Source organism: Rheinheimera metallidurans (genome assembly GCF_036983985.1).
Classification (GTDB): domain Bacteria; phylum Pseudomonadota; class Gammaproteobacteria; order Enterobacterales; family Alteromonadaceae; genus Alishewanella; species Alishewanella metallidurans.
On sequence record NZ_JALAHQ010000004.1, the window covers coordinates 46,101 to 68,503 of the forward strand.

Annotated in this window: 23 protein-coding genes; 13 read left to right on the plus strand and 10 right to left on the minus strand. The window is 43.7% G+C overall.

Annotated elements, in window-relative coordinates; translation table 11 throughout:
• Positions 1-25: 25 nt before the first annotated feature.
• Positions 26-544, minus strand: a complete 519-nt coding sequence (locus MN199_RS12070) for a DUF4124 domain-containing protein (RefSeq protein WP_132581011.1) — start codon at positions 542-544, stop codon at positions 26-28.
• Positions 545-743: 199 nt separating this feature from the next.
• On the opposite strand from MN199_RS12070, the gene MN199_RS12075 reads away from it, so the two are divergent.
• Positions 744-1,382: a YiaD family glycine zipper/OmpA-like lipoprotein gene (locus tag MN199_RS12075; protein ID WP_335739582.1), complete on the plus strand. Its 639-nt coding sequence runs from the start codon at positions 744-746 to the stop codon at positions 1,380-1,382.
• 74 nt (positions 1,383-1,456) lie between these two features.
• Here MN199_RS12075 and MN199_RS12080 read toward each other — a convergent pair whose 3' ends face one another.
• The 3 genes from MN199_RS12080 to speE form a co-directional block, all read right to left on the minus strand.
• Positions 1,457-4,042: a TonB-dependent receptor plug domain-containing protein gene (locus MN199_RS12080; protein ID WP_335739583.1), complete on the minus strand. Its 2,586-nt coding sequence runs from the start codon at positions 4,040-4,042 to the stop codon at positions 1,457-1,459.
• 177 nt (positions 4,043-4,219) lie between these two features.
• Complete coding sequence (locus tag MN199_RS12085; RefSeq protein ID WP_335739584.1) at positions 4,220-4,669, minus strand: DUF4124 domain-containing protein; 450 nt, start codon at positions 4,667-4,669, stop codon at positions 4,220-4,222.
• A gap of 105 nt (positions 4,670-4,774) precedes the next feature.
• A complete protein-coding gene (gene speE, locus MN199_RS12090) occupies positions 4,775-5,632 on the minus strand; it encodes a polyamine aminopropyltransferase (protein ID WP_335739585.1) in 858 nt (285 codons plus the stop codon).
• A gap of 134 nt (positions 5,633-5,766) precedes the next feature.
• Here speE and speA point away from each other — a divergent pair, with 134 nt between their 5' ends.
• The 4 genes from speA to MN199_RS12110 all read left to right on the plus strand — a co-directional run bounded on the left by speA (position 5,767) and on the right by MN199_RS12110 (position 10,786).
• A complete protein-coding gene (gene speA, locus MN199_RS12095; protein WP_132581001.1) occupies positions 5,767-7,653 on the plus strand; it encodes a biosynthetic arginine decarboxylase in 1,887 nt (628 codons plus the stop codon).
• 102 nt (positions 7,654-7,755) lie between these two features.
• Positions 7,756-8,649 carry an acyltransferase gene (locus MN199_RS12100; RefSeq protein ID WP_335739586.1) on the plus strand — a complete coding sequence of 298 codons (894 nt, stop codon included), beginning with the start codon at positions 7,756-7,758 and terminating at the stop codon, positions 8,647-8,649.
• Positions 8,649-9,578, plus strand: coding sequence for an acyltransferase (locus tag MN199_RS12105; protein ID WP_335739587.1), 930 nt, complete (start codon positions 8,649-8,651; stop codon positions 9,576-9,578). Before MN199_RS12100 ends, MN199_RS12105 begins: the two co-directional genes overlap by 1 nt.
• Positions 9,572-10,786 carry a mechanosensitive ion channel family protein gene (locus MN199_RS12110; protein WP_335739588.1) on the plus strand — a complete coding sequence of 405 codons (1,215 nt, stop codon included), beginning with the start codon at positions 9,572-9,574 and terminating at the stop codon, positions 10,784-10,786. The genes MN199_RS12105 and MN199_RS12110 overlap by 7 nt, the downstream gene beginning before the upstream one ends.
• Here MN199_RS12110 and MN199_RS12115 read toward each other — a convergent pair.
• Positions 10,783-11,973: a methyltransferase gene (locus MN199_RS12115; protein WP_335739589.1), complete on the minus strand. Its 1,191-nt coding sequence runs from the start codon at positions 11,971-11,973 to the stop codon at positions 10,783-10,785. The genes MN199_RS12110 and MN199_RS12115 overlap by 4 nt on opposite strands.
• A gap of 131 nt (positions 11,974-12,104) precedes the next feature.
• Here MN199_RS12115 and MN199_RS12120 point away from each other — a divergent pair, with 131 nt between their 5' ends.
• Positions 12,105-12,491: a response regulator gene (locus MN199_RS12120; protein ID WP_335739590.1), complete on the plus strand. Its 387-nt coding sequence runs from the start codon at positions 12,105-12,107 to the stop codon at positions 12,489-12,491.
• Between the two features lie 5 nt (positions 12,492-12,496).
• On the opposite strand, the gene MN199_RS12125 is transcribed toward MN199_RS12120, so the two are convergent.
• On the minus strand, positions 12,497-13,342 hold the full coding sequence (locus tag MN199_RS12125; protein WP_335739591.1) for a co-chaperone YbbN: 846 nt from the start codon (positions 13,340-13,342) through the stop codon (positions 12,497-12,499).
• 168 nt (positions 13,343-13,510) lie between these two features.
• Positions 13,511-14,749, minus strand: coding sequence for an NRAMP family divalent metal transporter (locus MN199_RS12130; RefSeq protein ID WP_335739592.1), 1,239 nt, complete (start codon positions 14,747-14,749; stop codon positions 13,511-13,513).
• A 150-nt stretch (positions 14,750-14,899) separates the two neighbouring features.
• Here MN199_RS12130 and MN199_RS12135 point away from each other — a divergent pair, with 150 nt between their 5' ends.
• From MN199_RS12135 to MN199_RS12165, 7 genes are all read left to right on the plus strand, one after another.
• The gene (locus MN199_RS12135) at positions 14,900-15,166 is read left to right on the plus strand and encodes a hypothetical protein (RefSeq protein WP_132580985.1); all 267 of its coding nucleotides are present in this window, start codon (positions 14,900-14,902) and stop codon (positions 15,164-15,166) included.
• Entirely contained in the window at positions 15,163-15,411 is a 249-nt protein-coding gene (locus tag MN199_RS12140) for a GNAT family N-acetyltransferase (protein WP_335739593.1), read from the plus strand. The genes MN199_RS12135 and MN199_RS12140 overlap by 4 nt, the downstream gene beginning before the upstream one ends.
• Before the next feature lie 217 nt (positions 15,412-15,628).
• The gene (locus tag MN199_RS12145) at positions 15,629-15,754 is read left to right on the plus strand and encodes a hypothetical protein (RefSeq protein WP_335739594.1); all 126 of its coding nucleotides are present in this window, start codon (positions 15,629-15,631) and stop codon (positions 15,752-15,754) included.
• Between the two features lie 12 nt (positions 15,755-15,766).
• Complete coding sequence (locus MN199_RS12150; RefSeq protein WP_335739595.1) at positions 15,767-16,594, plus strand: c-type cytochrome; 828 nt, start codon at positions 15,767-15,769, stop codon at positions 16,592-16,594.
• 70 nt (positions 16,595-16,664) lie between these two features.
• Positions 16,665-18,038 (plus strand): cbb3-type cytochrome c oxidase subunit I, encoded by a 1,374-nt coding sequence (locus MN199_RS12155; protein ID WP_335739596.1) that lies wholly within the window; start codon positions 16,665-16,667, stop codon positions 18,036-18,038.
• Position 18,039: 1 nt separating this feature from the next.
• Complete coding sequence (locus tag MN199_RS12160) at positions 18,040-18,849, plus strand: CbbQ/NirQ/NorQ/GpvN family protein (protein ID WP_335739597.1); 810 nt, start codon at positions 18,040-18,042, stop codon at positions 18,847-18,849.
• A gap of 38 nt (positions 18,850-18,887) precedes the next feature.
• A complete protein-coding gene (locus MN199_RS12165) occupies positions 18,888-20,903 on the plus strand; it encodes a nitric oxide reductase activation protein NorD (RefSeq protein ID WP_335739598.1) in 2,016 nt (671 codons plus the stop codon).
• A gap of 43 nt (positions 20,904-20,946) precedes the next feature.
• On the opposite strand, the gene MN199_RS12170 is transcribed toward MN199_RS12165, so the two are convergent.
• The 3 genes from MN199_RS12170 to MN199_RS12180 form a co-directional block, all read right to left on the minus strand.
• A complete protein-coding gene (locus MN199_RS12170; protein ID WP_335739599.1) occupies positions 20,947-21,606 on the minus strand; it encodes a GGDEF domain-containing protein in 660 nt (219 codons plus the stop codon).
• Positions 21,607-21,627: 21 nt separating this feature from the next.
• Positions 21,628-21,774: a lmo0937 family membrane protein gene (locus MN199_RS12175; protein ID WP_335739600.1), complete on the minus strand. Its 147-nt coding sequence runs from the start codon at positions 21,772-21,774 to the stop codon at positions 21,628-21,630.
• Between the two features lie 128 nt (positions 21,775-21,902).
• Positions 21,903-22,328 carry a PRC-barrel domain-containing protein gene (locus tag MN199_RS12180; RefSeq protein ID WP_335739601.1) on the minus strand — a complete coding sequence of 142 codons (426 nt, stop codon included), beginning with the start codon at positions 22,326-22,328 and terminating at the stop codon, positions 21,903-21,905.
• Positions 22,329-22,403 lie beyond the last annotated feature (75 nt).

Sequence of the window (22,403 nt, forward strand, 5' to 3'; positions counted from 1 at the left end):
AGAGCGTAGTTTTAGGTGTGTCTATTTAATTCGTTGTACTTGCCATAGCAATTTCACAATTGCCCGCGGTTAAATGAGTAAAACCACCATAAGCGGCAATAACTAGCTTATCTTCGGTTAATTTTTTCACCTGCCAACTTACTTGGCCACTACCAAAAGCCGGATGATCAATAACAAAAGAGCCGGGTGATTGCCTGATTTGATATTTAAAGGTATCTAAACGCTGACCTTGGGTAATATGCTGCACCATCTGTCGATCGCTAAAAATCCAGGTTTTACGTAGGGCATTGTCTTGTTGCACTAGTCCGTCTGCAACGTTGGACGTGCCTACTTCGCACCAACTTCCTGAAATCAAGTTATCGACAGCGCCTTTCGAGTTCTCAGCAAAACGGATATCTAGTTTTACTTCGTCACCTTCGCGGCACGGCTCACCTTGAAACACAACCTCGCCAGCTGCGTCGGTACACTTATAGACGTCGGCCAAAACCGGCTTGGTCATAAAAATTACACTTAAGGCGATGCCTAAGCCTAAAAACTTGTTCATTGCTAAATCCTTTTCCCACCTTGGCAGCACTGACAGATAACTAAACCCATGTACAATACTGAAAAACCGTTAAAAAGTGAACGAAAGCATTAGAAATAAACAAAGATTAACAGCGAAAAAGTCACTTGCTGATATAGTTCAGCGCAAATTCAGTAGACTTTACTAAAGTAGTGTCTAAATATTGCTAGGAGTTACATATATGCGCAGCTCAATTTTACTCGTTTCATTAGTTTCAGCAGGCCTTGTTCTTTCGGGTTGTGCCTCAACCGAATACTCAAATACCAGTAAGGGTGCAGCCATTGGTGCTGTTGCCGGTGCGGTAGCAGGTAAGGCTACAGGCAATCATAAAAACAAGCGCTTGGCTATTGGTGCCGCAGTAGGTGCTTTAGCCGGGGCCGCTGTTGGTAGCTATATGGATAAGCAAGAAAAAGCCTTAAATGATGAGCTTAGCGGCACTGGTGTTAAAGTTGTTCGTGACGGTGATAAATTACGTTTAGACATTCCAGCACAGCTAACGTTTGATATTAATCGCTCGGATATCCGCTCTAACCTGTTCCCCGTATTTAATGATATTGCTAAGGTATTACGTGATTACGAAAAGACCATGTTAGTTATTGCCGGCCATACTGATGACACTGGTGCTTATCAGTACAATATGAATTTATCGCAAGCTCGTGCCAATAGCGTAAAACAATATTTATTGGCGCAAGGCATAAAAGAAATTCGGGTTGAAACTCAAGGCTATGGCCCTAGTTACCCGATAGTATCTAACACTTCTGAAGCAAACCGCGCATTAAACCGCCGCGTAGAAATTCATATTGAGCCTATTGTTAATTAATATCGCTAAAACAATATAACTCGGTTTTAAATAAAAACAGCGCCCCAAGGCGCTGTTTTTTTATAGGCTTAATATTAGAAGCGGTAAGTTACTTTACCGTAAATATATTGGCCACGAGTATTGTGGACTTTTGACGCATAACCATACAGATCGCCATCACCGTCACCAATAACAAACGGTGGATCTTCATCCAACACGTTGTTCATACCCAGCACTAACTGTAGTTTTTCACTGACATTGTAGCGCCCTTGAATATCTAGCAGTGCATGCGCGTCAACACTACGTGTTTTTGTTGATTCAACTTCGCTAGGCGGAGCATAGTCTTCAAACTGCCCAACATAGCTCAAGCTTGTCGTAACACCCCAGTCACCGTAACTCCAGTCAGCCGACGCTAACCAACGGTTTTTTGGATAGTTATACTCACCAGCGTAGTCTATGCCATTTTTTTCAAATTTATTGATATAAGACCAGTCTAAGCTAAACCGAACCAAACCCATATCTTGCAGCGTTAAGCGATACGATGTAGATAAGTCTAAGCCGGTCGCTTCTTGCGAGCTAATGTTCACATAGCTGTTATACAACCGTGATAAATCACCTAAAGCTTGGCCAGGCAGCGCAGGTAAGCGCACGCAAACCGTGCTGTTTTGGTTATTACACTCAGCGTTATATACGTTTTGATAATCATTTTTATCAATTTTGTTATCTTGCGTAATACTCCAGATATCTGCAGTAATATCAAAGTCTTCTGTTACTTGCCACACCGCGCCTAAGTTATAGGTCTCAGACTCTTCCGGCTGCAAACCTTCACCACCAACAAATACAATAGTGTAGTCGGTAGATGAACAACCTGGGTTAGAGGCATCTGGCGTTGGACAGCGGAAAGTATCAACGAAGAACATGGATTCTTGTGACGGCCCTAAGCCAATTTGTGCCAATGACGGGGCTCGGAAACCTTGGCCAAATGAAGCTCGCAGCGTGAAGGTATCCAGAGGACGCCATTGCATCGTTAATTGCGGGTTAATTGTTGAGCCAAAATCACTGTAGTGGTCATAACGACCGGCCACTGTGAATTCAAGCACATCTGATATGGGCACTAAGAACTCAACATAGGCAGCATACTGATCACGCTCCGCCTGTGCTGACACTGATTCAGTACCAAAAATTAAGCCGCGCTGGAATTGGTCATCCGGTTGATCGAAGGCATCCTCTTTACGGTATTCAATACCCGCTGCCATAGACACCGTTTGCTCGCCCAGCGTAAAGGCTTCGCCACTAATGCTGGCATCATATGAGGTTAAATGTGACGCGCCACGACGCACTAACGACGTCGTAATAGCATCAATCACTTCTGGTGAATTATACGCGCCACCAAACGGGTTATAATTACCTAGGTTAATTTGTTCTTGCAGAAAATCTGTCCGCACCCAACCTTGCTGTTTACTACCGGTTTGCATTGATTCACTGCGACCTTTTTGCGCAGAAACATCCCAATCCCAATCATTAATAGTGCCGCGTAAGCCAACCACCATACGTAAGGTGTCAGACTCAATACTCCACTGCCGCGCGCCCGCATCAACCGTACGGAAACGATTAATACCCACATCAACACCAAACGGATTATTAGGATGAGCGGCAGGTACCGTTAAGCCGGCATCAGCATCTAAAGGGGTCGGAGCGCCCATAGCTTCAGAACGGTTATGCTGCACCGCTAGCTCAATATAACCCTGTATATCGTTACTGAAATTTTGGCTAGCTTGCAACATTGCACCAACACGCTCTGCAGCTGGGTTGGCATAACCATAAGGGCCATAATCAAACAAACAGTTGATGCCTGCTGCACTACCGGCAGGGCAACCTGGATCTATCGTTGTTACACCGTTAACCACAAAGTTACCCGGAAATCCGCGTGATGAACGGTTGTCATCACCACCATAGGGTTCTTGGTTCGCCGTGCCAAAACGGCCCATCTCACCTGCCGTTATTGAGGTGTTTTTAAAATAATCCAAAATTAGAGTAACATTCGAATCTTTACCCTGGGTGCCCCAAACAAAGCTACCTGCGGTTTCATCATAGCTTGGTCCTGTGGTGCCACCATGACTTAGGCTAACTTCTGCGCCCTCGAAGTCTTTACGCATAATAATATTAACAACACCAGCTACAGCATCAGAACCATACACTGCCGACGCGCCGTCTTTTAAAATTTCAATGCGCTCAATAGCCGCAACCGGAATCGAGTTAATATCAACAAAGGAATTAGCGATATTTTCCGCAAACGCACTTACCGCAACACGGCGGCCGTTAATTAGCACTAACGTTGCGTCTGAACCAAAACCACGCAGACTGATCGCCGCACCACCGTTAGCGGTTGAGTCTTGATTATTACCTCGTGTAGAAAATGTGCCTGTACCTGCAACCGGAGTGCGCTCTAATAACTGCTGTAAATTAGAAAAGCCTGACTTAGCGATGTCTTCACGACTAATAACATCAATAGGCGCAGCGCCTTCTAAATCGTTACGCTTAATACGAGAGCCGGTAACTTCAATGCGTTCAACTTGCTGTGCTTTTGTCTGGTCATCACTTTGCTGAGCCAGTGTTAATTGGCTGTAACACAGCGAGCTTACTGCTAGCGCACAAAGAGAATATCTAAATGACTTATTCATAATCATCCTTTCTTGTTATGTATTTGCTACTCACTGTTTTCTACAGTGTATCTGTAGCACCATTTCTTATTTTTAACATGTTCAGTTTTAAAGTTATCACAACGATAACCTAAAAGTTACTTTAAACTGAATTAAACAAAAAAGCCCCGCTAAGCGGGGCTTTTTTATACAAATTTATTAATTTTGTGCGTATTGTCGTTCTAACGTCACAGCTTTTGATTTTAGGCCGGCTAAGCTTATACGCTCAACACCAATTTTTTCATCATAGTGCTCAGTTAAGCGATCAATTTTTTGCTGCAATGCAGCCAACTCTTCAGATTTGGGAAAGCTACGGCGCAGTTTATACAAATCGGCCTTAAGCTCTTCTAAACGTTCTTGTTTTTCTTGTTCAAGTTTAGTTATTTGAAACTCAACAAAGCGGCTTTGGCGTTTAACCGCGTCAACTTGTTGCTTAAATTCACCGCGCGTACCACTCATCGCGGTGCCAATTGGGCGCATATCTACCTGCTCAGCCTCATCGGCACAAGGAAACTGGCTAAATTCGACTACGCCATTTTGTTCACACTTATACACCGCTGCTTGAGCCGAAAACACACCAAATAACAATAAGTAACTAAATTTCATCATTTGCTACCCCGCTAATGAACAGTAAATGTACAGAAAGCTTGCCAGCTTCGCAAGCTAACCATCGCATTTATTTTGAACTTTAACTTAATCTTATTGCTTTACGTGTTATTTTTGCAAAGCAACTTTCATAAAGTTAGGCCAAGCTGAGGCGGCTTTATGAATATCAACGTTATAATAATGTGTATTAAAAGATGCAGCTGCAGCATCGGCTTCGCGAAACCCTGTAAATTCACCATCTTTACGCGCTAAAGTGCACGTCCACCAACCCGATGGATACACCATTTGCGGAAACAGTAAGGTTTGTAAGGCTGCAAAACCAGCGTCTTGCATGGCATCGCGCATCGCTTTAAGCAGTGGCATATGAATAAGCGGTGATTCACTTTGCTGCACTAAAATACCACCCTGACGCAAGGCTTTACGGCAGCTATCATAAAATGCGCAGTTAAATAGACCTTCGCCGGGGCCAATAGGATCAGTAGAGTCAACAATAATGACATCGATAGATTCAGGCGCAGCTTCACGCATAAACTTAATGCCGTCAGCAAAAGCCAAGGTTGCACGTGGGTCGTTATTAGATTGGCATAGCTCAGGAAAATACTTTTCGGCCATGCGCGTAACTTGCTCATCAATATCAATTTGCGTTACTTGTTCGATATTTGGGTGTTTTAACACTTCGCGCAAGGTGCCGCAGTCACCACCACCAATAATAACCACATTTTTTGGCTTGGCGTGGGTAAACAACACGGGGTGACTTAGCATTTCGTGGTATAAAAAATTATCTCGGCTACTTAACATTATGACATCATCAATAACCATAAGATTACCGAAATGTGTGGTTTCATACATTTCAATTTTTTGAAATGGTGACTGCACTTCATCAAGCTTTTTAGTGACTTGCAGGCCAAAAGCGCTGCCGCTGGCAGCAAAAATTTCAGTGTACCAATTGTTATTAAAACCAGACATATTTCTTACCCCTACGGTTACAGGGCGCGTATTGTGCCTTTTACTGCGGTGACACTCAAATATTTCGTGTTTTTTGCTGTATCTTAGCTATATAAACTTTAAACTATACCCATATTAATTTTTAAGGAACAACAATGGCTGACTGGGGTACTGAAAAAGCACGCTCTATCTATAACGTAGCGGTATGGAGTGAAGGGTATTTTGACGTCAACACCGATGGTGATTTGGTTGCTTATCCAGATATGGATCATAGCAAAAAAGGCATCAGCTTTCCTGAGCTTACCGCGCGCTTTAAAGAAGAAGGCTTAACTCTGCCGGTGCTAGTACGCTTTACTGATATTCTGCAGCACCGTGTAGATACATTAATTAAGTCTTTTCAACTGGCGAAAGCCGAAAAAGAGTATCAAGGCGAGTATACGGCGGTTTACCCCATTAAAGTTAACCAACAGTTTTCTGTAGTAAAACGTTTAATTAGCCATGAGAGCGGTAAAGTAGGCCTTGAAGCCGGCAGTAAGCCGGAGCTTATGGCTATTTTGGGTGTAACTGAAACCCCACTACAAATTGTTTGTAACGGCTATAAAGACAGCGAGTTTTTACGCTTAGCGACTATTGGCCAAATGATGGGTCACACCGTTTATGTGGTAGTAGAAAAACTGTCAGAGCTAAAAACCTTGCTGCGCGAAATTGATAACCTAGGCACCGCACCACGCATTGGTATTCGTATTCGCCTCAATTCAGTAGGTAAAGGTAAGTGGCAAAATACGGGCGGTGAAAAAGGTAAGTTTGGTTTGACGGCCACGCAAGTACTGCAAGCTATTGATATACTGCGCGATGCCAATAAGTTGGATTTATTGCAGTTAGTGCATTTTCATATTGGCTCACAAATTGCCAATATCCGCGATATTCATAATGCTATTCGTGAGTGCGCTCGCCATTATGCCGAATTGCGCACCTTAGGCGTGCCTATTACAACGGTAGACGTTGGTGGTGGTTTAGGTGTGGATTACGAAGGGTCGAAATCGCGCTCAGCGTGTTCAATGAACTACACGATGTACGAATATGCTCGTAACGTAGTGAATGGTTTAAAAGAAGTGTGCGACGAGTACGACTTACCGCACCCGAACATTATTACTGAGTCTGGCCGCGCCATGACAGCACACCATGCCGTATTAGTAACGGATGCGATTGATATTGAACGTGCACCCGGCTTAGTAAATTTACCTGAGCCAAGCGAAGACTCGCCAATGGTAATTTTAGGTTTGTGGGAAGCTTACCAAAATGTAACACCGCGCACCGCTATAGAGGCTTATCATGATGCAGTGCATTACTTTACCGATGCCCATGCGCAGTATGTACATGGTTTACTTACGTTAAAAGATTGGTCGCTACTAGAGCAAATTTACTTTGCCACTATTAACAAAGTAAAAGCTAACCTAGATATGACCGCACGGTCACATCGCTCAATTCATGATGAACTGAATGAAAAGTTAGCGGACAAGTTGTTCGTTAACTTCTCACTATTTCAGTCAATGCCAGATGCGTGGGGTATTGATCAGCTGTTTCCAGTCATGCCATTAGAGCGCATGAACGAGCCGCTTGATCATCGCGCCATTATTCAAGACATTACTTGTGACTCAGACGGGCAGCTTAAAAGTTATGCCGATGGCAACGGTATAGAACCTAGTTTGCCACTACCACTATATAAAGAAGACGAGCAATATTTGCTTGGTATGTTTATGGTGGGCGCGTACCAAGAAATTTTAGGTGATCTACATAACTTATTTGGCGACACTGACTCAGTGCACGTTGAACTAACCGAAGACGGTGGCTATAAGCTTACTAATAGTATTAAAGGTGATACCGTAGCAGATGTACTGCGCTATGTGCAATTTGACGCTTTAAAACTGATTGCATCGTACACTAACCAGCTAGCTAAGTTAGATATGGCCGACAGCAAAAAAGATGAACTGTTAGATGAATTAAAAGCTGGCGTTTATGGTTACACCTATTTTGAAGATTAAGGTAAACTAATTACTGATCCGATGTGTTAACAGCAGGCTTGCCTGCTGTTATTATTTTTACGGTACCGTAATTTATAGCGGTTACACATATCAGGTATTATTATGCTGAATTTCTTACCCCACCCTGTTACGGGTACGCTGTCATTACTGCTTTACATTGCTAATACTTTATTTTGGTTTGTACCAATTATGCTGTTAGCTCTATTAAAATTGACACCTATTACTCGCTGGCAAAGCTGGATGACCTATCTATTAGATGCGTGCGCAGTCGCGTGGATCAGTGTTAATAACTTTACTACTCGCCTATTTACACGAATTCATTGGCAGGTATCTGGGCTAGAAAAACTGTCACGAAAAGACTGGTATTTGGTGTTGGCAAACCATCAATCATGGGCTGACATTTTAGTATTACAAAATGTGTTTAATCGTAAAATTCCATTTATTAAATTTTTTTTGAAAAAAGAATTAATTTACGTGCCTTTCTTAGGCCTGTGCTGGTGGGCGTTAGATTTCCCATTTATGAAACGCTACAGCAAAGCCTTTTTACAGCGTAACCCCCATTTGCATGGCAAAGATATTGAAACTACTCGTAACGCTTGTCGTAAATTTGCCTTTAAGCCTGCAGCGATTATGAATTTTGTCGAAGGTACTCGCTACACGCCACAAAAGCATCAACAGCAACAATCACCTTATACAAATTTACTAAAACCTAAGGCCGGCGGAGCAGCCTTTGTGCTGGGTGCAATGGGTGAGCAATTGCATAAAATTCTTGATATTACTATTTGTTATCCTAAAGGTACGCCCAGTTTTTGGGATTACATCTCCGGCAAAGTTCGCGATATCACTGTCCAAATTAATATTATTCCCATTACTCCAGAGCTATTAGGTGATTACAATGACAGCCAGTACCGAGAACGGTTTCAGCAGTGGATCAATCAACTATGGCAGCGCAAAGATCAGCAACTACAAGAATTAAAACCGGGAGTTAAGCGGTAATGTTAAGTTTTTTACCTGGTTGGTTATTACTACCTTTTAGCTTAAGTTTATTTGCTTTAAATTTAGCCTTATGGGGACTGTTAGTTACACCTCTGGGTATTATTAAACTCGTGCTACCATTTAAAATAGTGCGCCGCCTAACTGCGTTTGGTGGCAAAGGCTGCTACCGCGGCTGGACGCTATTTAACACTGCTTTAATTAATGTATTTAACAACGTTAGTTGGCAAATACAGGGCGCTCAAGCCTTAGATCAGCACAGCTGGTATTTGCTTATTTCTAATCATAAAAGTTGGTTAGATATTCCAGTAGTGAGTCGCGTTGCACATCGACGGATCCCTGAACCAAAATTCTTTTTAAAAGACGAGCTTAAATGGTTGCCCTTTTTAGGCACAGGCTGTTGGGCGCTCGATATGCCATTTATGAAACGCTACAGCGCAGCGCAATTGGCAAAAAAACCGCAGTTAAAAGGTAAAGACATAGAAACCACGCGGCGGTCGTGTCAAAAATTTAAAACGGTACCTACAACTATTATCAATTTTGTTGAAGGTACCCGTTTTACCGAGCACAAGAAATTACACAAACGCAGCCCGTTTCAGTTTTTACTGCCGCCTAAAGCCGGCGGTATTGCTTTTACCTTGGCAAGTATGGGCGAACAGTTCGATGCTCTGTTAGATTTCACTATCCTTTACCCCGATAATCAGCAGCACGCAGCATTAGACATGCTAATGGGTAAGTTAAAACGCATTGTGGTGCATGTAGATACGTTACCAATAGATGAAAATGTTATTGGTGACTATTTTAACGACGAATCGTTTCGTCAACGTTTTCAACTCTGGCTTAATCAGCGCTGGCAGCGCAAAGAGCTGTGGATCACGCATTATTATCAAGCTAATAGCACAAGGGAACCTTCGGAGCAATTACCATGTTAAACGATTTCTTAATTACACTAGCACAGCTGCTTATGCTGCCTGAGCAGTGGCATAACACCTTTATTTTTAGCTGTAATATCATTATTGCCATTACTGTCTTTTTTCTTAGTTTTATACTCGGACGTATTTGGATAAAGCCGATACTGGCACATATTTTAGATAAACTAGACGGCCGCCTGACTTATGAAACGGAAACAGAGCGGCGCAAGTTGTCCAGTTATATTACCCACTTACTGCCACCACTGGTATTACAAATGTTAATGCCGTTACTCTTTACCCAGTATCCACAATTATCTGCTGGGCTAAGTGTACTAATCTGGTTGTACTTGTATGTGTTTATTGGTTTAGTAGTTGCTGCTGTAATCGACTTTATTGCCAAAACCTACTCATTATTAGCAACTAATCCCACTATTCCTTATCAAGGCATCGCCCAGTTATTAAAATTATTAAGCGTTATGCTGTTTGGTATCTTAATTGTTAGTACCGCCTTAAATAAGTCGCCTACTTTATTGTTAAGCGGTTTAGGCGCGTTAACTGCAGTGCTGTTATTGGTATTTAAAGACGCCATTCTCGGCTTTGTAGCCAGTATTCAAATTGCGGTTAATAACATGGTAAATGTGGGCGACTGGATTGAAATGCCTAAATACGGTGCCGACGGTGACGTAGTGGAAATTGCCTTAACCACTGTAAAAATTAGAAACTGGGATAAAACCATCACTACCGTGCCTACTTATGCACTTATTTCTGACTCGTTCAAAAACTGGCGCGGCATGCAACAATCAGGTGGCCGACGGATTAAGCGAGCAATTAACATTGATATTAATACCATTCGCTTTATTAATGCCGAAGAGCTAGAAAAACTAGGCCAACAGCAACAACTGAAAGATTTTTTTCAGCTGCCCGATATTAAAACTTTGCTACACAGCAACGACGTAACTAACATTGCCTTATTCCGGCATTATGTGCGTTGGCGTTTAACCTTAAATAAAAACATTAACCAAGAAATGACTTTAATAGTACGCCAGTTACAACCAACAGAAGTAGGCTTGCCGGTAGAGATATATTGTTTTAGTGCTGATAAGCAATGGGCAAACTATGAGGGCATTCAAGCCGATATCTTTGATCGGTTATTTGCTATTTTGCCGGTATTTGATTTAGCGGTATTCCAACGCATTAGCTCACGGCAAGAAATGGTAGTAAGGCATTAACGCTGCTTTGTAGCGCTAAGCAGCAAGTTACGCGGCGTGATCTGGTAGTTACATAACTGGGTCACGCTGACATCATAGCCATGTTGCTGCAAATATAAGGCTCTATCTAATACCAGCCAAAGTTCTAATGGGCGGCGAAACAAATGCCTTACTAATTCTATGCGCTGCACCAACGCAGCGCGTTTTGTGCCACGCTGTAAATATAGTGCCCAATCAACCTCTGCTGGCAACCGCAATTGATGCTGCTGCGCCGCCCATGCGGCAAAATTGGCAAACTCGCCACTAAACCAATGCTTAGCCACTGACGCTAGCGGGCGATACTTTTTATCAGCGCTAATATCGGCGCGTAACTCGTCATAAGCTAGGCGCCACAGCACCTCGGTAAACCTTAACTTTTCAATCCGTTCACCCGCCGTTACTTGGCCTTGTACTACCAGCTTTAAATCATCTTTACTTAGCTGCAAATTAAGCTGCGTACCAATATTGGACATTGGCTGGTACTGCACTTCGCTAATCAAGTGATAACAACAAGGTACTAATTGCAGTTGTTGGCAACCATGCTGTACTGCTTGTTGCAGCATGGAAATATGTAACTGGCCACAAGCATGCAGCGCAACAATGTGCTGCTGGCTATGTAGTACGTTATTCAGCGGCGCTGTTAGTACATCCGCACAAACAAATTGCTGCGCTATGTGGTGTTTTTCTGCCAGCGCGGCACCGTCATCACAGAGCTGTTGTTGCCACTCAATGCTAGTAACTGCTTGGCCAAAGCGATGTGCCAGCATACGGCCTAAATGCCCTTTACCTGCGCACCACTCCAGCACAGGTAATTGGCTAGGACGCCATTGCCGGCATACGGCATCAATTTGCTCTAGCTTGCGCCCAGCAATACCATTTTCTAACCAAAAAGGCATTGCGCTTAGTGCAGTATCATTACTTGGTAAGCTAGGCAACTTAGCTAACTGATACAACTGTGGAAAGAGATCAGCAAAGTATTGCTGTTGTAATTGGCTACTTTGATCAATTGCGTTAACTTGCTCGGCATTAAGTGACAACAAGCGCTGTATTAAGTCTGGCTGCTGCCATGGTAAGACGTCACAAGTAAAAGGTAGCAGCTGCCAATAAGGCTTATATTGTTGTAGCACAGCGCTTAATTGCTGAAACTGCTGCACTAAAGAATTAGCCATAAATAACTGTCACCATTTTGTTAACGCCAAGCTTGAGTTTTATAGTAAGGCCGTTTGTAACAGTGCTATGATAGTTTATACCGCCAGCCACACCAGCAATTTATTACCGCTGCTCGTACTCAGGAATACACATGACAAAATTAGAACGTATTATGCACGTAGAGGACGACCTTTCCATTCAGCAGGTAGCAAAAATTGCTTTAGAAGCCGTTGGCGGCTTTACCGTTTTTACTTGTAGCAGCGGCCAGCAAGCATTAGCCGAATATCCATTAATCACGCCACAACTTCTTTTGCTAGACGTAATGATGCCTGGCATGGATGGCCCTACTACCTTAAAAAAATTGCAACAGCAATATGATTTAACCAAAGTACCAGCAATATTTATGACGGCAAAAGTGCAAGACGCTGAAATAGCATCGTATAAAATGCTTGGAGCGGTAGCTGTGCTAGTAAAACCATTTGACCCAATGACATTGTCAGACCAAATTCGCCAGATTTGGGCCGACTTTCACCACTAACTCGGTTAATACAACAAACTGTATAACTTACGACGATAGTGGCTAGCTACAGCATCCCCTTTGGGCAACGCCGCTAAAATATCTAAATACAGTTTTTTACTGGCACCAAAATTAAGGTCCTGTAGCAATATACTCAGCAATAATGCCAGCGCCTCTTCACTACGCTGCACCGCCTGATACTGCACGGCTAATTGTTCTTTTACTTCATTACTATCTGGCGTGGCCGCCAACGCAGCTTCTAACGCTTGAATTTCTGGCGTATCTGCCGCTTCTTTTGCTAGCTCTAACTTGGCAACAACCGACTTATATAAGCTATCTTGCTGGGCTAATTTAATTTCACCTAATAAGCTTTCAGCTTGCGTTAGTTGACCCAAACCAATTGAGGTATCAGCTAGCCACAGCTTTATTTCAACCCGTTCTGGTGCCAGAGCTAATGCTTCTTTTAGTAACGGATAAGCGCCAGCATAATCTTGAGCCGCCAATAGCTGCTCAGCTTGAGCCAGCAAGTTATCTTCTGGTTTGGGTAAATACGCGGCCAACTTAGCACGAATAGCTTGCTCAGTTTCTACGCCAGCAAAGCCATCAACTGGTTTGCCGTCTTTAATCATCATTACTGTTGGTAACGATTGCACGCCAAACTGCATGGCTAAATCAGGCTCTTTATCACAGTCGACTCTGGCTAATAACAGCTGTTGCGGATACTGTTGAACTATTCGCTCTAGTACTGGGCTTAGCTGCAAGCAGCCCTCACTACGCGTTGACCAAAACTGAAATAACACCAACTTTTGCATAGAAATATCTAGCACTTCGCGAGCATTATTAAGCGACACATCAACAATAAATTGTGACATAAAACAAATCCTGTACTGAGTAGCTAATAAACCTATTACTTAGCAATATGTGGGCTTAAGTGCACCTTTGCAACCCTTATTAAACCTGATGTAAAGTCGTGGTAACTCTGCCTCTGGTATTACTCGGGGTGAGAAAACGCTAGCGCTTTAGTTCAGCATATTGGCTAGCTAAATTACACCGCTAAACCACAGTAAAAATAGCAGCGCAAAGCCACTTAGGTACAATAAGCCCGCCCAGCTGAGCAACCTAAGTGGCCAGCTCAGCGTTATTGCGCCGTTGCCACGCATTAAACTGTAATTTAGCCAGGCAAATATCGGCGTGGTTAAAAAAGCTAAAGTCATAGCAAAGGTTAGCATTGGTGCCAGCGCAGCTTTAAAAAATAGTATCACCGCCATACCACAAGCCGCCTGTGCCAGTAACCAATAGTGTAATGCTGCCTTATGCGTTATCCAACCTAGCTGCGAAAACGACGCATGTAAGGTGCGCGCATAACCATCTAATACGGTAATAGTAGTACCAAACATACATAAGAAAGCGATCAACGCAACTAATGGCCGTGCCCAGTCACCAATGGTACTGGCATACATATCCATAAGTTGCTGGGCAAAAGCACCACCCGCCAAGGCAATACTTTGCTCGTTACCATATTGCACCAGCGCACCCAGCGATAAAAATACCAACGCCAATCCAGCGGTAAGCCAATAGCCTAAGTTAAAGTCGAGCAACCCCTGTTTACGGCTAATAGGCATATCTCGTTGTTTGGCTTGTAACCATAACGAGCTAATAGCAGAAATCTCGATTGGCGCAGGCATCCACCCCATTAGTGCAACTAAGAAGCCTAAACCAGCTAATGTCCATGGCGACGGGCCAATATAACCAACCGGTGCTTGCGCGCCATTTAATACCGCAATAATGGCGGCAATAACGGTGCTAACCGTTAACAGCAGCATAATAACCTTGGCCACGTTATCTAGTGCTTTGTAATGGCCCAGCAGCAAAATAAATAAGCAACTGCCTAAGATTAACCAGCATAATAAAACCACTGATAAATTACCCGGCAGCGCATATTGCAACAAGCTCGCGGTAAGCAGTAACACGCCGGCAGTATTAACCACCGCGGCAATAATATTTAACACAATAAAACTATAAAAATAGCCCCGGCCTTTGCGCTGATAACCCATTAATAGGCTTTCTTGCCGCGTTAGCGTGTATTCAACACCAAAGCGAAAAAACGGGTATTTAAGCACATTAACTAATAAAATTAGCCACGCCAACTGCCAGCCAAACAACGCGCCAGCTTGAGTAGATGCCACTAAATGCGAGCCACCAATAGCGGCGGTTGCCATTAAAATGCCAGGGCCAAGTGCTTGAATGCGGCTGCGCCAAACTGGTATTGCTGCTTGCATCGGGTTATCACTAAAAGAGTATTTCTATTGTGCCCCAGCTTAGCGAAAGCCTTAGCTAAATACTATCCAGCGCCGGTTTTTTCTGTTCAGCATTGGCAAGTTCAGCCAGATATTCCATACTGGTGCACGCACTATAATTAGGAGGCTCGCATGAGCGAAGAGCTACTCGACCAAGCAATGCTATTTGAAGTGGTAGAAAACCAATTAGCCGACAATTACCCAAAACAAGTAACTGAAACACTAATGCGGTTAAGAATGAAAAGCCACAGCAGAGAGCAAGCCATAGAGCTAATTGCCTGCGCTTTGGCGCCAGAAATGATTGATGTAATAGAGCACCAACAAGACTTTAACCTAGAGCGCTATGTTGCTCATTTAGCATTACTACCAGAAACCCCATGGCTTGGAGATGACGCATGACCGATATTACAATTAGCCACCAGCCGGAACAACAACGCTTTGTGCTAACCCAAGGCAACGCTGAAGCCGTGCTGGACTACACACTAAATGGCAGCAGTATTAATTTTCATCACACCTTTGTACCACCCGAATTTCGTGGCAAAGGCTTAGCCGAAAAGCTTGTGCGTCACGGTTTGGCCTGGGCCAACACACAACAATATCAGGTACATGCCAGCTGCTCTTACGTGCAACGGTTTTTGCGTTAGCGATGCCACCACGTATCAGAGTAGGCAAAGGCATTATGTCAAAATAATGCCTCCAGTTATCGCTATAAAGTAGTGATCTACCTTGTGGGCCGCCATCAACGAACGGCTGAGATCTAGCACAGCCCAATGTAAACAATTTGTTTTATTCTTTCTAGTTTCTTGAACAATACTTGTTGCCTGCTACCCTTAATGCAAAGAAACCATTTGAGTTTGGGTTATGCCGCAACGTCACTGGTACGAACCGTTTAAGCTATTCAGTTACGCAATTTTGTTATTAATGGCATTAGCTATTATTTATGCGTTTTCTATTTCATTACTTCACTGGACCGGCATTGCTGTGTAAGGCGACTTTTAGATGAATAATAGACAAGCTCGTATTTTTGCTATTGCCTCAACGGCATTGTCAGCATTGATATTTTTGGTACTAACGCTAGACAGCCACCGGCAATTTCCGACGCTAACCAATGCAGACACCATTACCCCAGAGGTTACTTTAGGTAAAGATGTTTGGCATAAATATAACTGTATAAATTGCCACACGCTGTTTGGCGAAGGTGCCTATTATGCGCCGGACTTAACCAAAATTACTCAACATCGTGGCGAAGCCTATCTCCAAGCTTATATGCGCGACCCGTCGCAGTTTTATGATGAGCAAAAACATCGTAGATTGATGCCCAAACAAGATTTGAGCGAAGCGGAAATTAGTAACCTAATTAAGTTTCTTGATTGGGTAAGTAAGGTTGATAATCAAGGCTGGCCACCTCGCCCTATTCTTGTTACCGGCAGCTTTAATCTGCCAACTAAAACGAGCACAGCTGTCACGTCATTAACGACAGAGACATCAAAACTTGATCCCATTGCTCAGGGTGAAATTGTATTTCGCTCGGCAACACCGGCCTGTAACGCTTGCCATTCAACCGCACCAGGTGCCGATATGGCGGGGCCGACACTTGCTGGAATTGCTAGTCGCGCTAAACAACTAGTGGGTTCACCGCAATATACCGGCGCAGCTAAAGATATTGAAGGTTATATACGTGAATCTATCATGACACCTAGTGCGCATATTGTACCTGGTGCTATGTATTCTGCCGCGGGTACGTCTTTTATGCCCATCGGTTATGAACAAAGTTTAACTAGTGCACAAATTGATCATCTCGTTGCTTACTTAGCAACGTTTAAATAGCAGGCGCAAAAATAACCCACTACTAGGTTGGCCTAAAGCAATGGCCGAACGCAAATAACGGAGAACAACAATGCGGTATAAATCGCAGTCTGTCGCTTATTGGTACTTTGCCGTGGCTATGGCACTTTTTGGCTTACAGTTAGTATTTGGTTTGTTATCAGCGGCAAAATATCTTGGGCCTGATCCTTTGTTATATATACTGCCGTTTGACGTGACAAAGGTAATTCATACCAACTTATTGATTGTTTGGGTATTAACCGGCTTTATGGGCGCAACGTACTGGATGGTTCCAGATGAATCGCGCACCGAATTACATAGCGTGAAGTTAGCGTATATACAGCTAGTTTTGTGGGTAATAATGGGCGTTTCTGCGGTTATTGGCTACCTATTTCGTTACGGCACCGGTAATAAGCTACTAGAGCAACCACTACCGCATAAAATTGTTATTGTGATCTGTATGTTGATATTTATCTATAACATTGGCATGACGATAAAAAAATCAGGCCGCTTTACCACTACTGAAGGTGTGTTAATGCTGGGTGTTGTTAGCTCGGCGTTATTGTTTATTCCTGCGTTGCTTCACTATGAAAATTACACAGTGTCTATTTTTTATCGTTGGTGGACTATTCATCTTTGGGTTGAAGGCGTATGGATGATGATAATGGCGGCTTTTTTAGCTTATTTACTGATTCGATTATCTGGCGCCGACCGAGAAGTAATGGAAAAGTGGTTATATGTTATTGTCGGGCTAGTGTTTATCGCTGGTATTCTTGGTACAGCTCATCATTATTATTGGGTTGGTGTACCAACATATTGGTTACCCATTGGCGGTTTCTTTGGCGCATTGGAGCCGGTGGCGCTCGTTGGCATGGCAATTTACGCCTATAGCGCTATCAAGCGCTCGGGCTTAGCTCACCCAAACACATTGGCGCTACACTGGACTGTAGGCAGTGCCATTTTTACTTTATTTGGTGCAGGTTTATTAGGCTTAGCCCATACCTGGCCAAGCATCAACAAGTGGACTCATGGCACCCTAATTACCGCCATGCATGGCCATGCTGCCTTTTACGGTGCCTATGCCATGATTGTTTTAGCAATGATCACCTACGCGTTACCCTCGTTTTGTAAAGATCGTCCGGAAGCAGGCACCAGCATCGGTTACTGGGCATTTTGGCTACAACTTAGTGGCATGCTTGGCATGACATTCTCTTTCGCTACTGCGGGTATTGGCCAAGTTTATCTAGAGCGTATTATGGGGATGGGGTATTTAGATGCTCAGTTAAAAATACAGGTACACTTTTTAATGTTAATTGCCACCGCTACAATATTTTCGGTCGGCGTTGGCTTATTTATTTATGACTTCTTCCGCTACCGGCCATCGTTTAACACCGCCGCAGAGCAAAACGCGCAACCCCCTTTAACCAGCAACGTGCACTCTAAATAGTATGCATTTACATAAATCAGCAGACGTAGTCACAACTTGCGAACCATTTTATCTACCAAGCGGGCAAGAGGTAGCAGTATTTGGTCAATGCCACGCCAATAATTTGGCCGTTATGCTAAAAGGGCCTACCGGCTGTGGCAAAACTCGCTTTATTGAACACATGGCTTGGCAGTTAAAAAGGCCATTAATCACGGTAGCCTGTCACGATGATTTGTCGGCAAGTGACTTAATTGGCCGTTACCTTATTCGTCACGATGGTACGGTCTGGCAAGACGGTCCGTTAACAACTGCCGTTCGCACTGGTGCTATTTGTTACTTAGACGAAGTGGTTGAGGCTAGGCAAGACACCATCGTTGTTTTGCACTCTTTAACTGATTACCGACGTATGTTGCCTATAGATAAAACCGGCGAACTATTAGAGGCCGCGCCTGGTTTTCAGCTGGTTGTTTCTTATAATCCCGGTTATCAACGGATGTTAAAAGATCTGAAACCCAGCACCCGCCAGCGCTTTGTTGCAATGGACCTAGACTTTTTACCATTTGACCACGAAGTTACTGTTATCGAAAGAGAAAGCGGCGTTGATCACGCTACCGCACATGCGTTAGTGTCACTGGCGCAAAGGCTTCGTAAATTACAAGATCGCGGCTTAAGCGAAGTGCCGAGTACCCGCTTATTAATAGCCGCTGCATTATTATTTAAAGGCGGTATAGCAATAAAACAAGCTTGTTACAACGCAGTAGTATCGCCCTTATCAGATGACGAGTTTTTAGTTGGCGCGATGCAAGATTTGATCGATGCTACCTTTGTTTAACATTATTCTTGTTGTTAAATTTTTATATTTAGTGATGTATGGCAGAAGCTGAAGACGTTCTAGTTGATGTAGCTAGACATGCTACTGTATATACTCGTAATTTATGGCGCCGTTATCGGCCCGCTGCCGAGCTTCCTAAAACCATTATGCTTGCTGATGTTGCATCTCGGCTTGATTTATTTATCACCTCAGTTTTTGGCCATAGTTACCCACTAAAAATAAGCCAATTACCGGCAAGGCCAACACTTTTGGCCTGCATGGTGGGTAAAGTACGAAAACCATACCAACAACAGGCATTACCTGCCACTAATGACCGCAATATTTGGTTGCCTGCCGACAGCAGTTTAACCAACGAAAACCAAGCACGAGAATATTATCAGGTAATGGCGTTACAACAAGCGATGCGGGCTAAACGCCTGTCGGCTACCGTATACGCAACACTCTCTTGCCCGCTCACTGCCGATATCTATTTATTACAAGAAGCGTTTTCTGTTGATGCGCTTCTTATTGATTTACTGCCCGGCATGGCGCGGCATATCTATAACTTTCGTCAACTGGTGCTTGAACGCCGCCCCGCACTAAGTACATTTTATACTCCACGATTACCAGTAGAGCATCTTTTACGCTTAATGTTAAAAGAATCGGCTGCAACAGCTTCCTTTATTGGAACTCCCTCAGCACACCACTCAGTAATAGAAGCACAACGGCTTATTAAGAAATTTAAACTCGGCTGCACTTATACAAAGCAGCAACCCGCCTTATTTAGAGACTGTTGGACCGGCGATTTGTTGCCGGTAGATATCGCCTCTAGTGCAGCTATCGACGCAGCCGCTTTAGCTGCAGAGCCTGATACCTCTGCAGCTCGGAGCAGCCGTATGCCGCGCCGACCTGAGGTGCGTAAACCCATTGATGACGAAGACAATACCGAACCTGGGGCATGGATGGTTCAAGCTGACGAGTCTCATGCGCATGCTGAAGACCCATTTGGTATGCAACGACCAACCGATAGAGATGAGGAGACACCTGCCGAGCAATTTAGCGAAATGGTGTCAGAGTTAGCCCAAGCGCGGTTGGTATCGACACCAGAAAAAACGAAGGAAATATTAATCAGTGATGACCCACCCGAGCTAAAGGCCCAAGCGGCAACCGCAACGTTAGCCGCAAAAGGAGAGATTAAGTATCCTGAGTGGGATTATCGTCAGCAAGCTTACCTACAGCCTGGCGCAGCGGTACATATTATGCCAATGCAATTAGGCTCTCAACAATGGGTAGATGCGACACTCACTCAACATCGCTTCTTGCTAACGGCAATAGCGCGGCAATTTGAAATGTTACGGCCACAGTGCATTATGCAACGCAAGCAATTAGAAGGCGATGACATTGATTTAGATGCATATGTAACTGGCTATGCAGATTATCGTGCCGGTTATACGCTAGCAGATCACATCTATCTACAACAACGCCCGCAACAACGTAATTTGGCAATTACGCTATTAATCGACATTAGCGGTTCAACCGACAGCTGGGTGGCAAAAAACCGCAGAGTTATTGATGTTGAACGTGAAGCCTTACTTTTAGTCTGTCACGCATTAGAAAGCTTAGCTGAGCCCTACTCAGTATTAGCATTTTCAGGTGAGGGATATCACGGTGTTACCGTGCAGCAAATTAAACAGTTTAGTGAACATTTTACTAATAATACGGCGTTAAAAATTAGCGCTTTAGAACCGCAACACTATACCCGCGCAGGTGCGGCATTACGCCACGCTAGTAACCAATTAATGACTATGCCAGCCGAGCATCGCTTATTAATACTGTTATCAGATGGTAAGCCCAATGATAACGACCATTATGAAGGCCGATATGGTGCTGAAGATATGAGAAAAGCGGTAATCGAAGCCAAATTACAAGGTATTTATCCGTTTTGTTTAACCATTGACCGTCAAGCGGCGGCATATCTACCCAAGGTGTTTGGCCCCACTCAGTACGCACTATTGGCTGAACCAGAAAAGCTACCCAGTGTACTTTTAGAATGGCTGCGAAAACTGATTGTATAACTCATATCGTCATAGCAATTTGCTAACAATGCCGAACACTGCCTTAACGCAGCAGCGAAAACTGCGCGCCACCTCGGCGCTGGGCATGTTGTAGTGCGGCAGTGGCTTTTTCTATTAATAAAAAGGCATCATTGCCATCTTCTGGAAACCGGCTAATACCAATGCTGCAGGCAATAACTATAGGTTGTATGCAAAGCTCATTTAGTAATGTCAGTCTTTGCAGCAGTTTTTCTGCCACTAATGCGGCGTCGTATATTCGTGATACGTCTGTGATTAATAATAAAAATTGATCTTCGCTTTGCTGACCAACCAAATCACAATCACGCACAAAGGTGCGCAAATGATGTAAGGTTAGCTCACTTATTTGCTTGGCAACCGGTGCACCGCAGCTATCTTGAATATGCTTAAAGTGATCTAATTGTAGGTGCATGATGGCAAAACCGCTGCTGTGCCGCTGCGCCTGCTTAATAATAAACTGCATCTGCTGTATGACTTGCTGTTTATCAGGCGTATCAACATGATGGCTAAATTGCTGGTTTTGCTTTAGTACCAACAGTTCAGTTAGCACCCGCTCGGCTAAATTTTCTGCGCGTTTAAGCGCCTGCTGTAATTCACTATAGCTGCGCCGAGGGGCCACTAATATCTGTTTATCTAACGGCAAGACGCTGTAAATATGGCTGACAACCTGATGTTTATTTTGCATGACCGCCTCAACCCCTACTTACTATATTCGACGGCCGCGTAGCAGCCTTATTGCTAAAACTACCAGCGCAACCACCAGTAAAATATGAATAAAGCCCCCTAGCGTATAAGACGACACCAAGCCCAACAACCACAATACAACTAACAGCACAATTATTGTTTCTAACATAGGTTCGCCTCTGACTGTGATGTGATAATGCTAACTGTAGGAGAGCAAGTTCAATTCGTATGTGCGCTAAGAAACATAGTAAATAAAAAAGCCCATGATTGGAGAAGGGCTTTGACCATAATGAAGAACTAGCTTGGGAGGTTATTCGATGTTGAAGCCGCATAATAGGTATCAATATCTTTTACCCAGGTGCTATCGGCCATATTCGGCCACTTGTCCTTATCAAAACCAGGGGCGCCACTTAACCGGTCTTTCTCTATATTCAAGATAAAACGCTTGTTAGTGGTATCAAGAGTTAATGCATGCCAAGGCACGGCAAATAGCTTTGCGCCCATACCCAAAAATGCACCGAAAGACAGTACCGCATAGCTAACTTTACCACTACGGATGTCCAACATTATTTCTTTGATATCGCCCAAGCTTTCTTCTTTATGATTGTATACGTCGTTACCAATTAACGTATTGGCCCCCATAAGGCTCGGGCCAGGCCCATGCATCGTGTTGTGCAAGGTATTTTTGTACATACCAAAGGTGTCTCGCGTTTCGTAATTCATTTTCAGCTCCTACCCAAGCATCAGTTACCAAACAGAGTTGTTGATACCGGCTTAGCCTTGAATATGAACTGACAA

Bases quoted from the DNA above. Each gene is read 5' to 3' on its own strand.
- MN199_RS12070 (WP_132581011.1), bottom strand. From the start codon at position 544: ATGAACAAGTTTTTAGGCTTAGGCATCGCCTTAAGTGTAATTTTTATG.
- MN199_RS12075 (WP_335739582.1), top strand. From the start codon at position 744: ATGCGCAGCTCAATTTTACTCGTTTCATTAGTTTCAGCAGGCCTTGTT.
- MN199_RS12080 (WP_335739583.1), bottom strand. From the start codon at position 4,042: ATGAATAAGTCATTTAGATATTCTCTTTGTGCGCTAGCAGTAAGCTCG.
- MN199_RS12085 (WP_335739584.1), bottom strand. From the start codon at position 4,669: ATGATGAAATTTAGTTACTTATTGTTATTTGGTGTGTTTTCGGCTCAA.
- speE (WP_335739585.1), bottom strand. From the start codon at position 5,632: ATGTCTGGTTTTAATAACAATTGGTACACTGAAATTTTTGCTGCCAGC.
- speA (WP_132581001.1), top strand. From the start codon at position 5,767: ATGGCTGACTGGGGTACTGAAAAAGCACGCTCTATCTATAACGTAGCG.
- MN199_RS12100 (WP_335739586.1), top strand. From the start codon at position 7,756: ATGCTGAATTTCTTACCCCACCCTGTTACGGGTACGCTGTCATTACTG.
- MN199_RS12105 (WP_335739587.1), top strand. From the start codon at position 8,649: ATGTTAAGTTTTTTACCTGGTTGGTTATTACTACCTTTTAGCTTAAGT.
- MN199_RS12110 (WP_335739588.1), top strand. From the start codon at position 9,572: ATGTTAAACGATTTCTTAATTACACTAGCACAGCTGCTTATGCTGCCT.
- MN199_RS12115 (WP_335739589.1), bottom strand. From the start codon at position 11,973: ATGGCTAATTCTTTAGTGCAGCAGTTTCAGCAATTAAGCGCTGTGCTA.
- MN199_RS12120 (WP_335739590.1), top strand. From the start codon at position 12,105: ATGACAAAATTAGAACGTATTATGCACGTAGAGGACGACCTTTCCATT.
- MN199_RS12125 (WP_335739591.1), bottom strand. From the start codon at position 13,342: ATGTCACAATTTATTGTTGATGTGTCGCTTAATAATGCTCGCGAAGTG.
- MN199_RS12130 (WP_335739592.1), bottom strand. From the start codon at position 14,749: ATGCAAGCAGCAATACCAGTTTGGCGCAGCCGCATTCAAGCACTTGGC.
- MN199_RS12135 (WP_132580985.1), top strand. From the start codon at position 14,900: ATGAGCGAAGAGCTACTCGACCAAGCAATGCTATTTGAAGTGGTAGAA.
- MN199_RS12140 (WP_335739593.1), top strand. From the start codon at position 15,163: ATGACCGATATTACAATTAGCCACCAGCCGGAACAACAACGCTTTGTG.
- MN199_RS12145 (WP_335739594.1), top strand. From the start codon at position 15,629: ATGCCGCAACGTCACTGGTACGAACCGTTTAAGCTATTCAGTTACGCA.
- MN199_RS12150 (WP_335739595.1), top strand. From the start codon at position 15,767: ATGAATAATAGACAAGCTCGTATTTTTGCTATTGCCTCAACGGCATTG.
- MN199_RS12155 (WP_335739596.1), top strand. From the start codon at position 16,665: ATGCGGTATAAATCGCAGTCTGTCGCTTATTGGTACTTTGCCGTGGCT.
- MN199_RS12160 (WP_335739597.1), top strand. From the start codon at position 18,040: ATGCATTTACATAAATCAGCAGACGTAGTCACAACTTGCGAACCATTT.
- MN199_RS12165 (WP_335739598.1), top strand. From the start codon at position 18,888: ATGGCAGAAGCTGAAGACGTTCTAGTTGATGTAGCTAGACATGCTACT.
- MN199_RS12170 (WP_335739599.1), bottom strand. From the start codon at position 21,606: ATGCAAAATAAACATCAGGTTGTCAGCCATATTTACAGCGTCTTGCCG.
- MN199_RS12175 (WP_335739600.1), bottom strand. From the start codon at position 21,774: ATGTTAGAAACAATAATTGTGCTGTTAGTTGTATTGTGGTTGTTGGGC.
- MN199_RS12180 (WP_335739601.1), bottom strand. From the start codon at position 22,328: ATGAATTACGAAACGCGAGACACCTTTGGTATGTACAAAAATACCTTG.